Origin of the sequence: Roseovarius sp. W115 (assembly GCF_032842945.2) — a bacterium.
Taxonomy (GTDB): Bacteria; Pseudomonadota; Alphaproteobacteria; order Rhodobacterales; family Rhodobacteraceae; genus Roseovarius; species Roseovarius rhodophyticola.
Window position 1 is genome coordinate 745,049 of the sequence record NZ_CP146606.1, and the last position, 12,686, is coordinate 757,734.

The following is a 12,686-nucleotide window of genomic DNA, read 5'->3' on the forward strand; positions in this document are numbered from 1 at the left end:
ATTTTACCTGAAAATTTCGAAAGCTGCGTTAGTGTTTTAATCATGCGTGATCGTGAAGTGTCAGAAGCTCCCAATTACACCAATGCCGCCCTTGTGATGGGGGCTGTTAACTTGATCTGGATCTTCATCGTCCTTTGGGCCGTCTTCGGCTTTCACATCGTGCTGGCGGCGGGATGGCTGATCAACTGGGCGATCACTCGGCTGCTTTTGCGCCGGGCATAGCCATTGAACCTTTGGCCAGTTCACGGGCGGCTGCGTCAATGGCGCCAACACCATGCGGGATGCCCAACGACTTAAGACCGGCTTCCATGGCACCGAGTACACCTAGAACCGCCTGACCGTTCACATGCCCCATGTGACCAATGCGAAATGCCCTGTCTGATCCGGGGTCATCCGGCGTTTCCATGCCAAGCCCAATGCCCAAGGTCAGCCCCATTTCGGACTCAAGCCACTGTCGCAGGCGCGTGCCATTTTGCCCATCCAGCGAAAGCGACGTAACTGCCCGGCTGCGATGGTCGCGATTGGCGATGTTGAGGCGAAGGGGGCCGTCCTGAGCCCAAATGTCACAGGCCGCCCATATGGCCCGGGCCAGCCGCTCATGTCGCGCCCAGATTGCTTCAAGCCCCTCTTCGGCAATCATATCGAGTGCGGCGCGCAGCCCAAAGACGTGGTGTGTCGGGGTGGTGCCCATAAAGTACTGGTAAAACATCTCAGGCCGCGCCCGTGGCACCCAGTCCCAATACCGGCTTACCCGGTCGATCCGGGTGCGTGCTTGAGCCGCCTTTTCGCTGAAAAAGACAAAGGCCAGTCCCGGTGGCGTCATCAGACCTTTTTGGCTGGCAGCCATTGTCACATCAACGCCCCAAGCGTCCATTTCAAACCGGTCGCAGGCCAGCGACGCAATGCAATCGGCAAAGAGCAAAGCCGGATGGTCGGCGGCATCCATGGCGGCGCGAATGGCGGGTATGTCATTGCGAACGGATGTAGAGGTATCCACGTGGCACACCATAACCGCTTTGATGTCACGGGATTTATCCGCTCTTAGCGCGGCCTCGACCTGATTGGGATCGACGGGGGTTTGCCGCCCGAAATCAAGTACGTCGAATGCGACCCCTAGCCCTTCTGCCATCTCGGACCATGAATAGGCAAACCGCCCTGTTGCCAGGAAAAGCACCTTGTCGCCGGGCTGCAACGTATTGGCCATCGCGGCTTCCCAGCCCGCATGGCCGTTGCCGATATAGATGGCCGCCTCGCCCTTGGTGCGGGCCACAGCGCGCAGGTCATCGACAAGCGGTGGGATCGAGTCAACCAAGGCACCGGAATAGATATCGGGGGCCGGGCGGTGCATCGCCTGGAGCACGCGGTCCGGCATGATCGACGGTCCGGGAATTGCAAGATAGTGTCGTCCGCCCGCACCGCTCATCGATTTACTCCTTGATATGCCGCCCACAAGACTACCGTGATGCTCTCTGCCGTCAATTCTGCAGTGCTCTTAGCTTGTGCTTGCGTGCCATGCACCCTAAATGGGTCCGACGAATTCGGTGGGACACAATCACGTGAAGCTTTTCAAACGCATATCTGATTGGGAGGCCAATTTGCGCGCCTCCTATAACACGGATCTGTCCACACCTGAAAACCGCAGGCGCGCCCAGATTTATAACCTGTGGTTTGATCACGCGATCCTGCGCGGTGTTTACACAAACTTTTATCAAATCGCACCGGGGGTGTATCGCTCGAACCACCCAACGCGTAAGCGTTTTGAACAAATGAAAGCTGATGGCATCAAGTCAATTTTGAACCTGCGCGGCAGTTACCCATCTGCGCACTACCTCGTGGAAGAAGAGACCTGCCGCGAGATTGGATTGCAACTGACTTCGGTCAGCATGCAGGCGCGGCATGCGCCGCCAGCGAAGGATATTCTGGAATTGATCGGGCATTTTCGTACGATCGAAAAACCCTTCGTCATGCATTGCAAGTCAGGGTCAGACCGCGCCGGTTTTGCCTCGGCACTCTATCTTCTTTTGATTGAAGGGCGCCCCATGGAAGAGGCGCGCAAGATGCTGGGTTTCAAGTACCTGCACATCAAACAGTCAAAGACCGGCGTACTGGACCATATTCTAAAGGTTTATGAGGAACGTAACAGCAAAGACCCTATTGGGTTTGAGGATTGGTTGCGCACAGAATACGACCATCTGGCCATGCAGGCGGATTTCCAGGCCAAGTATAAGCCTTGGTTCTGAGATTTAGTAGCGGCGCGCCAGGTTTTTAGGGTTGGCACCGCATAAGTACCTCAGCAGCAAACCCAAATTACGCCTGCCCCGCCGCAGCCAGCCATCACGCTCGTAGCGTTCAGCGCTCGTGGTGACGGCCAGCGGCAAGAGCGTGATCCGCTTTTGCAAAGCACGGGTCATAGCGACATCTTCCATAAGCGGAATGTCTGCAAAGCCGCCTGCCATGTCATAGTCTTTGCGCGACACCAAAAGACCCTGATCACCATAGGGCAAAGAAAACATGTGACTGCGTAGATTGGCCCATCCAGCCACCAGCTTGGGCATCAGACCAACGCCATCGAATTTCAGTTGAAAGGCTGCGGGTCTGCCTGAAGGAATGTGTGCAACAACGGCATCTGACCAACCAGCAGGCAAAACGCTATCGGCATGCAGAAAGAGAAGCCACTCCCCTTCCGCCACTTCAGCCCCGCGGCGCAGCTGGCCGCCGCGAGAGGCCGGACCGGTCAGGAAAACAGCTCCTGCCGCATCTGCAATCTGTTTCGTTGCATCATCAGATCCGCCATCAGATAGAATGAGCCCACGGATCAGCCCTGCCTGCAAGCCCTCAGCGAGAGATGGCACAGATCGCTCAAGCCCTGATGCAGCGTTCAGAGTCGGAATGATGACCGAGAGCTTGGCGCGCATGAGAATTCCTCTGTTACACGTCGTCTTTCTGCCTATATGTCACGAAAGGATCAATGAGAGAGAGCCTATGACACGCAGCATTTACCGGATCAGTGGTGCCGACAGGCTGAGCTTTCTGCAAGGCTTGATCACCAATGACATCGCCAAGCTGGATCAGGGGCTGGTGTATGCAGCGATTTTAACGCCACAGGGCAAGTACCTCGCTGACTTCTTTTTGGTGCCAGAAAAGGAGGCCGTGCTGTTGGATGTGGACGTGTCGATTGCAGCAGGGTTGGCGCAGAGGCTCAACATGTACAAGCTGCGCGCCGATGTGGCGATTGAGGAAACGGGTTTGCAGGTCACGCGCGGAACGGGCGACATGCCAAAAGGAGCCTTCGCTGATCCACGCCATGACGCTATGGGCTGGCGATCTTACGGTAAAAGTAGCGGTGATGACGGCACCGATTTTGATGCCATCCGGGTGGCGCATTGTATTCCGGAGACGGGCGTTGAGCTGACGCCGGACACCTATATCCTCGAGGCCGGTTTTGAGCGCCTGAACGGCGTGGATTTTCGCAAAGGCTGTTATGTTGGTCAGGAAGTGACCGCTCGGATGAAACACAAGACCGAGCTGCGCAAAGGATTGGCTCGGGTCGGCGTTTCGGGTGAAGCGCCGGTTGGCACCGAAATCGCCGCGAATGGCAAAGCGGCTGGAACGCTTTTCACGCAATCAGGGGCGCATGGGATTGCGTATTTGCGGTTTGATCGAGCAACTGAGTCGATGATCGCAGGAGGCGCGACGGTCAGCTATCCAATTTCCATAGCTGAATGACGTCGCGTAAGCGGTCCTCCGCCGACGATATTCGTGCCTGACAGTCGCTTGTTAGAGCAGCATTAGACCACAAGATCAGGCGCGTTCGGAATATTCCATGGTCTCGGTGTTAACGATGATATCTTCGTCCTGCCCGACGAAAGGCGGCACCATGACTTTGACGCCATTGTCGAGGATCGCAGGTTTGAAGCTGTTGGCCGCTGTTTGGCCTTTGACGACCGGTTCGGTCTCAACCACGCGGCAGGTTACCTTTTGTGGCAAAGTGGCGTTGAGCGCTTCGCTTTCGTAAAACTCTACAATGATGGTCATGCCATCCTGAAGGAACGGACGGCGGTCGCCCAAAAGTTCGGCGGGCAGCTCGATTTGCTCGTAAGTCTCTGAATCCATGAAGACAAGCATGCCGTCGCTCTCGTAGAGAAACTGCTGATCTTTCTGCTCAAGGCGCACGCGCTCGACCTTGTCCGCGCTTCTGAAACGCTCGTTCAACTTAGAGCCATTGCGCAGATTGCGCATCTCGACTTGGGCAAATGCGCCGCCCTTGCCGGGCTTGACATGGTCGACTTTCACAGCGCTCCAAAGTGCGCCGTTATGCTCCAGAACATTGCCTGGGCGGATCTCATTTCCATTGATTTTGGGCATTGGGCAAAACCATGACAAAAGGTTGAACGATATTTGATCCTCCCTATATCTAGCTGTGCGACAGGTGGCAAGACGACGAGATATCGTGCTGCACCTGCAGAAAGCCATGCGATAAATGCATGGCTGTTATGCATTCAGGGGCTATCCGAATCGAAGAAAACGCGCCATAAACGTCGCTACGCCGAAAAGACAATAATAAAGAAAAACAAGGACGAAACATGAAAGATTTCGTTGACGGCTCCGCGTTCAATGCCGAACAAGGCAATCGCGCCCGTAAACTATTTGCAGCCGTGGTGTTGGCTGCGCTGGATGATGCCATTGCAGACGACAAGAAGTACGGCAATGGCCCGGAACAGATCGCTCGTTGGGCGCGTTCGCGCGACGGACGGGAGGTTTTGTCATGCGCGGGGATCGACCCCAATGAGCGCGTGGTCTCCGGCCTGATGGAGTTCGTCTCCAAGGGTGTCCGTACGTCTGTAGCGCTGTCTCGTGAAGAGAGCGAACGCCGCAATGCGGCTGCACAGGCGGAAGCTGCGTAGGCTTTTCCGAACATTTTGCTGCTCAAAAGGCCCTGTCAGTTCTGGCAGGGCTTTTTGCTTTGTTCAGACCGCATCGCTGGCGAAGATAAACATCCAGATAAAGACCGGAAAGAGCTGTAAAATCGCCAAAGCGCCGATCAAAAGACGCGAACGCAGGCTGGTGAACCGCAGCATCAGGATCACGCAGAAGAGTGCAGACAGCGCCATTTCGATCGGACCCACGATAGTGGCGTGATGTGCGCGGTCCCAATAGCTGACCGGGCTTTGAAAGACCCAGTCGCTGATGGGCCAGAAATGCGGACGTCCATCATCGTGGTGCAGCGGAAAATCCAAGGCCAGATGCATAAGCCCGGACGCGGCAAAGACCATGCCATTGCGCGCTTGATACCACCAAGCCAGGGCAAACCCCGCGCCCCAAACGAGGAAAGAATTGTCGACCTTGAACACCTGCTGCCAGGCATCCGAAAAATAGAGCGTGTTGAAAACATAGTTGGGGCTCAGCCCGAGAATGTATAGCGAAGTCGCGGCCATCAAATAGAGCGACAAATCCGGTGCCAGCGCCCCGGCCATAGCCGCAAAAGTGCGCTTTCGGTCAAAGGGGCGCGCAAAAGCGGCGGTCGCAAAAATCACATGGGCGGGCGTGTTCATGGCTTTCCAAGATGGGGCACGAGTTATACCTGTTATGCGGGTACTATGAGGTCAGGCCATGGCGCAGTCCATCATGATTCAGGGGGCAGGCTCAAACGTGGGCAAGTCGATGGTCGTGGCTGGGCTGGCGCGCGCATATACACGCCGCGGTCTGTCGGTGGCCCCGTTCAAACCGCAGAACATGTCCAACAATGCCGCTGTGACCGTGGATGGCGGTGAGATTGGGCGTGCGCAGGCTTTGCAGGCGCGGGCCTGTGGGCGGGATGCACATACGGATATGAACCCCGTTTTGTTGAAGCCTGAGTCAGAGATCGGTGCACAAGTGGTGGTCCAAGGTCAGCGTTTCGATACGTTACGCGCACGCGACTACGGCAAGGTAAAGCATAAACTCCTGCCGCCGGTTCTGGAAAGCTTCACGCGGCTTTGCGACACAGCTGATCTTGTTCTGGTAGAGGGAGCCGGCAGCCCGGCTGAGATCAATCTGCGCGCCGGGGATATTGCCAATATGGGCTTTGCTGAGGCCGCTGGCGTGCCTGTTGTGCTGGTGGGTGACATTGACCGGGGCGGTGTCATTGCCCAGCTTGTGGGCACGCAGGTTATTTTGCCCGAAGACGACGCGGACCGGATCAAGGCGTTTGCCGTCAACAAGTTCCGGGGAGATGTCCGGCTATTTGACGAGGGTCTGAGTGAGATTGCCGCGCGGACCGGTTGGCCTTCGCTTGGCGTAATCCCATGGTTTGCGGATGCCTGGCGCCTGCCTGCCGAAGACGTCATGGACATAGGATCTTCAAAGGGCGGCACGCTGCGCGTGGTTGTGCCAAGACTAAGCCGGATCGCCAACTTTGATGATCTCGACCCGCTCTCATCGGAACCTGACGTCAACGTGGAAATTATCGAGCCGGGCCGGCCCTTGCCGGGCAATGCCGACCTTGTCCTGATCCCAGGCAGCAAATCCACCATTGGCGATCTGGCTGACTTTCGCGCCAATGGGTGGGATGTGGACCTTGAGGCGCATATCCGACGCGGCGGGCATGTTCTGGGTATTTGCGGCGGCTATCAGATGCTTGGACGCGAAATCGCAGACTCCGAAGGCATCGAAGGGGCGCCTGGGACGGTAAAAGGGCTGGGGCATCTGGATGTCACAACCGTGATGCACCCTGAGAAACGGCTCGCACTGACACAGGCAACTTATCAGGCAACGGGTGACAGCGTGGAAGGCTATGAAATCCACATTGGCAAAACCGAGGGTCCCGATACAACGCGTGCCTGGCTCAGCGTCGGACATCGCCCCGAAGGTGCGGCATCACCAGATGGGCGTGTGCGGGGATGTTATCTGCATGGGCTGTTTGCCTCGGACGCGTTTCGTGCAGCGTATCTGTGCGAATTAGGCGGGGTATCCGACCTTCAGTTCGACAACCGGGTTGACGCAACGTTAGATGCGCTTGCGGATCATCTGGAAAAGCATATGGATTTGGATTTGCTGCTAAATCTGGCTGAAACGCCAAAGATTCAGTCGTAGTCCTGACCCATCATCGCGCGATGAATTTCGCGGCGGACCAGTTTGCGCACATTGCGCGTGATGCGCTCGCCAAGCGCGCCTTGCAACTCCTGACGCACAATTTCGCTCACCAAGTCTCGCAACGTGTCTTCGTCGATGACAGTGTCTTCGGAAAACCAAGCCGCATCCGCCGCTGCTTCGGCGGCGCTTTCGGTGACGGCATCTGACACGATCTCGGTGACATCATCGGTCAGAGCCACGTCAGCGAGGTTCAATGGCTCCGATGTCGGCGCTGGCTCTTCGCTTGGCATAGATGCCGCTTCGCTCATCGCCTCTGCAAAAGCGTCTGCCGCCGGTTCCACCGGCTCATCGAGCACAACCGCTTCTTCAATCGCCTCGACTTCTTCGGGGCTGACTTCTTCTACGTGCTCTTCGGGGGTGAATTCCGGGTCTCCTCCATGGTCTTCCCAAGGAAGAGGCGCTACCTCACCACCGGCATAATCATCTTGCTCTGCGGAATCCGGGTCCCATTGCTCAGTCCGTGCGGCAACCGCGGCTTCTACCTCGGCGATGCGTGCTTCAAGCTCACTTTCCAAAGGCGCGTCGGGCTGCTCCGGTTCGGCGTAAGACGTGTCATCTTCGAGGTCTTCTTCGGTCCAATCCTCAGCTTCGTCAGCCTCGGACAATACTTCAAGTTCAGTGTCCAGGCTGTCATCGTGCAACTCATCCTCAGGCCATGTCTCATCCTCGGCCAAAGGTGCTTTGGGAAGGACATCTTCGCTCTCTTCGCTGGTGACCCAATCCTTTTTCGCCTCAGGGCGCAGGCGCACAAAGTCCGAACCTTCTTCAGGGGCTTTCAGAGGATCATCCCCCTCGCCCAGACACTCATGCTCTTCATGATCATCCGCATCGTGTTCTGCATGTTGCGGCTCTTCAAAGCTGAAATGCGCTTTGTCTTCTGCCTGATCTTCGGCGTCTACATCAGGGGGGTCTTGTTCGCCTCCCTCTTCATTCACGCGCAAAGCCGGTGTCAAAACGAGTTTCACACCCGTTGTCCCAAGCTCAATACCCTTGGCTGTGTCCTCAGGCGCATCATCCCCATCAGCGTAAACCGAGACATCGGGCGTGTCCGCCGGGTCGACCTGATCATCCACGGACGCATCATTTTCAATGTCCTGATCATCATGAGACACCTGATCCTGGCGCTCAACTTTCACACCAAGCCCGGCTTCACCGCGGTGATCCACGGACACGAGGCGACGAATGGAGGACAGAACGTCCTCGATTTCCGCATTGGAGACGGGATCAGACATGCTCAATTACCAATCTTGCCTGAGCGCAGTGTAGCTTCAGCGGGAAAATCACACAACAACCCAAACCATTCGTATTTTAATCTTTGCCCAAGGCGCGCAACACACGGTCAAGCTTTTGGCCTTGAGGACTGATCGGCACCGGCGCGTCTTTGACAAGATTATAGTACGCCGCTGGATCATATAGCTGTACGTCGAGGTTCAGATCCTTGGCTGTAAGCTGCCCCAGAGAGGCCAGAACAGAGTAGGCCGCAACCACGACATCTGCTTCCGCAGCGATCATGTTGGCGCGGGCGTCCAGTAACTCCTGTTCCGCATCAAGCACATCAAGCGTTGTTCTTGCGCCTAACGTGGCCTCCTCGCGGACGCCTCTGAAGGCCACGTCAGCGGCACGCACCTGTTCGCGGCTGGACCTGCGTTGCGCCTGCGCGGCCCTCAAGATCGCATAGGCATCACCAACATCCTGAACAATACGGCGACGCACTTCATGAAGATTACCGCGCGTCGCATCGCGCTGTGCCATAGCCTGGCGCTTAAGCGAGCTGATAAGGCCACCTTGGTAAATTGGGCCTGTAACCTGAACGCCGAAGCTTCCTGTTCGGCTGAAATCATTGTCAGAGATGTCCTCGCTTGCGCCAAGATTGCCAAACAAGCTGACATCCGGTTTTGTTTCTGCATCAGCAGCCAGGACATTCAGTTCAGCAGCTGACACTTCGTGCCGTGCTTGCAAGATATCCGGATGAGCCCGCACGGCAATCTGAGCGGATTCATCAATGTCTCCTGACAGATTCGGCAAATTCCGAGGTGGCTGCAGGTTTCCGGGAAGGCGGCCGACTGCGGCTCGAAACTCTTCGATCGCCTGGGTCAAGTCACCTTCTGCAGCAGCGAACTCGCTGCGTGCAGCTGCCAGGCGCGCTTCGGCTTGTGCCACATCTGTCCGCGTCACTTCTCCGACTTCAAACCGGTCTTGTGCGGCGCGCAATTCCTGTCGTAACAGCCGAAGGTTGTTATCTCTCAAAGCCACAAATTCTTGGTTGCGACGTACATCTTGAAATGCTGCAACAGCGCGCAACAGGACTTGTTGCTCGACACTGCGCAATGCCTCTCGCGTCGCCAAAACGGACTCTTTCGCGGCCTCAAGCTGAAACCGTGTTTGTCCGGCATCAAACAACAAAAGTTGAAGCGACAGTCCAATATTGACTGTATTTGATGATGTCGTACCGGTGAAAACGCCAGCGGCCGAACGTCCAAAAGAACGCGTGAAATCAGCGCTGTAATTGATAATCGGGCGCAAAGCAGCCAGAATTTGAGCCGCATCTTCATCTGCGGCGCGCAGCAATGCCCGGTTTTGGTCTAGGAGACCCGAATTTTCATAAGCACTTACCAAGGTTTCCGCGAGTGTTTCGGCGCGGGCAAGTCCAGTCGTTGTAAGTGATATCGCTAGTCCGATGCTGGCTGATTTAAGCCAGTCTTTTATCATTCGTTTCATGCTCTGCCTCCCGTGTGAACGCGTTGTCACAAGGTGAAAGCGGCGTGGCGTTCAAAACCTGCTAGCACAGGCGCACCTGCATTGAACGCAAACCGCCAGTTGATGTCTCCGTCAATCTTGTAGCCAATCCGAACAGCACCCAGCGCCTGTTCGGCAAAAAGGCAGCCGATGCGGCCCCCTTCTTTCAGTTGATCCGCGATTGTTTGCGGCAAGTGTTCGATCGCGCCCTGCACCACGATCACGTCATAAGGTCCATGCTCTGATGCACCTTCGGTCAGTGCGCCTTGGTGCAGCACAACGTTGTCCGCGCCCTGATCGGACAGGATCGTCTGCGCCTCGCTTGCGCGGGTTTCGTCATCTTCCACGGCGATAACAGCTTCGGCCATGCGCGCGATGACCGCGGAGGAATATCCAAGCCCCGCGCCAAGGTCGAGCACAAGCTCGTCATTCTGAATATCGAGCGCATCCAGAAGCTTGGCCAGAGTGCGCGGCTCCAACATCACGCGCCCGCCGCCAAGGTCTACGTTTTCACCCACATATGCGGCCTCGCGCAGCGCATCTGGCACGAACGCCTCACGTGGGACTGACAACATAGCCTCAATCACGGGAAACTTCGTAACATCCGACGGGCGGATTTGCGTGTCTACCATCATGGTTCTGCGCGTGGCGAAATCAGTCATAGGCGGGTCTCTGCACCATGTTCAACTTGGGTTGTGTTCTGACACATTGCAGCCCTTGCGACAATGGCAATCTGGATAGCTGAGGTGTGGCATTCCCCAGCTATGGTTTGTTTACAATGATTAATTCTTAAGGAACGAACGCTGGGGCGTCACCGATCAATGGCCGCCAGTTCTACACCAACTCCGCGTCGGTCATGAACTCCACAAGGGCTGGCCCTTTGGCAGACAAAGCCTCTTTGAGCACAAGCACAATCTGATCCGCCTCGGTCACCTTTTCGCCGACACCGCCGCAAAGCCGGGCAAAGGCAGAAAACGGCGGGTTCACAAGATCAGTCTCCCAAACGGGCCATTCGCCGGCGCGTTGCTCTTTCGAGATCTTCCCAAGCTGACCATTGTGAAGCAGAAGATGGGTGATGTTCATGCCGTATTTGACAGCGGTGGTAAACTCCATCGGGTACTGACCAAAGCCTCCATCGCCGGAAATCGAAATGACCTTGCGCCCTTTGAGGGCGTCAAAATCCTGCGTCGCCGCCCAGGCGCCCAATGCTGCGGGAAGACCAAAGCCGATAGAGCCAAGATAGCCAGACATAAGAACGCGTTGCGTGCCCTTGGTTTCCAGATAGCGGCCAAAGGAATAGGTGTTGTTGCCCACATCCACAGCAAAGATTGCGTCATCAGGTGCAAGTTCCGAAAGCGCCTTGAACACCGCCGCTGAATGCAGGCCGGTGCCGTGATCCTCTGACAGACGCGTGGTCTTTTCATCCCGCCAGATGCGCCAGCGGTCGGCCAGTTCTGTTACTTGATCTTCCGCCTGCGCATGCGGTTTGGCCCGTGCTGTCATGACGTTGCAAAAGACGCCAACTTCACCCCAAATGGGCAAGTCAACAGGGTGGAATTTACCTAATTGCATCCGGTCATAGTCGACCTGAATGATCGGCTTGGAAGGCTCAATTCCTGAATGATTTGAAAAGCTTGCGCCCAGAGCTATGATAAGATCAGTTTCATTCATGAACCAGCTGGCAATGGGCGTGCCTGACCGGCCCAGAACGCCCGCAGCGTTTGGATGATCATCGGGGATCAGGCCTTTGGCCTTGAACGTGGTCAGCACCGGCGCACCAAGTTTCTCAGCCAATGCAATGATTTTTTCGCGCGCATCAAAGGCACCGTGGCCGACAATGATTATGGGCCGTTTGGCGGCATTTATCTTGTCTGTTGCAGCTTCCAGGTCGGATGCAGATGGTGTCACATCCACGCGGCTGATACGGCCTTGAGGGTGGCTTGCAGGCTTGTCGGAGGGCACGGTTTGCACGTCATCGGGGAAGATGAGATGCGCGACATCTTGATTGATGATGGCATTTTTGCAGGCCAGTGCGGCCAGCTCAACGGCGTTGGCCCCGCCCAAGACCGGTTGGGAAAAGCGCGACACAGCGGCAAAGGCAGACGCCAGATCAATGTCCTGAAATGCACCGGGACCAAGAACCTGGGTCTGCACCTGCCCCGTCAGCGCCAGCACGGGGGCGCGATCCACCTTGGCGTCCCACATGCCGGTCAGAAGATTGGTGGCCCCGGGTCCTGCAATGGTCAGACATCCCGCGGGCATGCCCGTAAGTTTGCCATAGGCCGAGGCGGCAAAGGCGGCGGCCCCTTCGTGGCGGATGCCATAGTACTTCAAGTCCTTTGAGCCAACTTTCAGGCGAATGGCTTCAGCGAGGCCAAGGTTGGAATGTCCCACCATGCCGAAAACCGACTTCAGCCCCCAGTTCACGAATGTCTCGACCATCGCATCGCTGATTGTGCGCGGTGCTTCTGGTTCTGGCTCCAGCCCCACAAAAATTTCGCCATCACGCAAATCAATCGGGAACATCTTTTGCCCGGTGTCTTCATGCCCGCCGGGCGGCTTGCCCGTCAGCGGGTCAAAATCCCATCCGTGCCAGGGGCAACGCACCCAGCACTGGTCATCCACGCCTTTCTCGATGGACCCTTCCCCCAACGGTCCGTTTTGGTGCGGACAACGATTGTCCATCGCCGCCCATTGCCCATCGAAATGCACAAGACAAATCGAGGTCGTGCGCGCCGTGACCGTTTTCACTCGGCCTTCCGGCAAGTCCTCCACACGGCCCACAGAAATCCAGTCAAGTGCCTCATTGGCCATGTTTT

At 56.5% G+C, this 12,686-nt stretch carries 13 protein-coding genes; 5 read left to right on the forward strand and 8 right to left on the reverse strand.

Annotated elements, in window-relative coordinates; genetic code table 11:
- The first annotated feature begins 42 nt into the window (after window positions 1–42).
- Window positions 43–222, forward strand: coding sequence for a hypothetical protein (locus RZS32_RS03770; RefSeq protein WP_317055695.1), 180 nt, complete (start codon window positions 43–45; stop codon window positions 220–222).
- Here the strand turns inward: RZS32_RS03770 and RZS32_RS03775 are convergent.
- Window positions 194–1,423: a pyridoxal-phosphate-dependent aminotransferase family protein gene (locus RZS32_RS03775; protein ID WP_317055696.1), complete on the reverse strand. Its 1,230-nt coding sequence runs from the start codon at window positions 1,421–1,423 to the stop codon at window positions 194–196. The two genes, RZS32_RS03770 and RZS32_RS03775, sit on opposite strands and share 29 nt — an antisense overlap.
- A 133-nt stretch (window positions 1,424–1,556) precedes the next feature.
- Here RZS32_RS03775 and RZS32_RS03780 point away from each other — a divergent pair, with 133 nt between their 5' ends.
- Window positions 1,557–2,240, forward strand: coding sequence for a tyrosine-protein phosphatase (locus RZS32_RS03780; RefSeq protein WP_317055697.1), 684 nt, complete (start codon window positions 1,557–1,559; stop codon window positions 2,238–2,240).
- Window positions 2,241–2,243: 3 nt separating this feature from the next.
- Here the strand turns inward: RZS32_RS03780 and RZS32_RS03785 are convergent, their stop codons facing one another.
- A complete protein-coding gene (locus RZS32_RS03785; protein ID WP_317055698.1) occupies window positions 2,244–2,915 on the reverse strand; it encodes a TIGR04283 family arsenosugar biosynthesis glycosyltransferase in 672 nt (223 codons plus the stop codon).
- Between the two features lie 67 nt (window positions 2,916–2,982).
- On the opposite strand from RZS32_RS03785, the gene RZS32_RS03790 reads away from it, so the two are divergent.
- Window positions 2,983–3,726, forward strand: a complete 744-nt coding sequence (locus RZS32_RS03790) for a YgfZ/GcvT domain-containing protein (protein ID WP_317055699.1) — start codon at window positions 2,983–2,985, stop codon at window positions 3,724–3,726.
- A 75-nt stretch (window positions 3,727–3,801) separates the two neighbouring features.
- Here RZS32_RS03790 and efp read toward each other — a convergent pair whose 3' ends face one another.
- Window positions 3,802–4,365 carry an elongation factor P gene (efp, locus tag RZS32_RS03795; protein WP_317055700.1) on the reverse strand — a complete coding sequence of 188 codons (564 nt, stop codon included), beginning with the start codon at window positions 4,363–4,365 and terminating at the stop codon, window positions 3,802–3,804.
- A gap of 218 nt (window positions 4,366–4,583) precedes the next feature.
- Between efp and RZS32_RS03800 the strand changes: the two genes are divergently transcribed.
- Window positions 4,584–4,904: a DUF6280 family protein gene (locus tag RZS32_RS03800; protein WP_317055701.1), complete on the forward strand. Its 321-nt coding sequence runs from the start codon at window positions 4,584–4,586 to the stop codon at window positions 4,902–4,904.
- Between the two features lie 63 nt (window positions 4,905–4,967).
- On the opposite strand, the gene RZS32_RS03805 is transcribed toward RZS32_RS03800, so the two are convergent.
- Complete coding sequence (locus RZS32_RS03805; RefSeq protein WP_317055702.1) at window positions 4,968–5,552, reverse strand: cobalamin biosynthesis protein CobQ; 585 nt, start codon at window positions 5,550–5,552, stop codon at window positions 4,968–4,970.
- A 58-nt stretch (window positions 5,553–5,610) separates the two neighbouring features.
- Between RZS32_RS03805 and RZS32_RS03810 the strand changes: the two genes are divergently transcribed.
- Window positions 5,611–7,071 (forward strand): cobyric acid synthase, encoded by a 1,461-nt coding sequence (locus RZS32_RS03810; RefSeq protein ID WP_317055703.1) that lies wholly within the window; start codon window positions 5,611–5,613, stop codon window positions 7,069–7,071.
- On the opposite strand, the gene RZS32_RS03815 is transcribed toward RZS32_RS03810, so the two are convergent.
- The 4 genes from RZS32_RS03815 to RZS32_RS03830 form a co-directional block, all read right to left on the reverse strand.
- Window positions 7,062–8,363 (reverse strand): hypothetical protein, encoded by a 1,302-nt coding sequence (locus RZS32_RS03815; protein WP_317055704.1) that lies wholly within the window; start codon window positions 8,361–8,363, stop codon window positions 7,062–7,064. The genes RZS32_RS03810 and RZS32_RS03815 overlap by 10 nt on opposite strands.
- A gap of 76 nt (window positions 8,364–8,439) precedes the next feature.
- The gene (locus RZS32_RS03820; RefSeq protein WP_317055705.1) at window positions 8,440–9,849 is read right to left on the reverse strand and encodes a TolC family outer membrane protein; all 1,410 of its coding nucleotides are present in this window, start codon (window positions 9,847–9,849) and stop codon (window positions 8,440–8,442) included.
- A gap of 26 nt (window positions 9,850–9,875) precedes the next feature.
- The gene (locus RZS32_RS03825) at window positions 9,876–10,529 is read right to left on the reverse strand and encodes a protein-L-isoaspartate O-methyltransferase family protein (RefSeq protein ID WP_317055706.1); all 654 of its coding nucleotides are present in this window, start codon (window positions 10,527–10,529) and stop codon (window positions 9,876–9,878) included.
- A 172-nt stretch (window positions 10,530–10,701) separates the two neighbouring features.
- Window positions 10,702–12,681 (reverse strand): thiamine pyrophosphate-dependent enzyme, encoded by a 1,980-nt coding sequence (locus tag RZS32_RS03830; RefSeq protein WP_317055707.1) that lies wholly within the window; start codon window positions 12,679–12,681, stop codon window positions 10,702–10,704.
- Window positions 12,682–12,686: the final 5 nt, after the last annotated feature.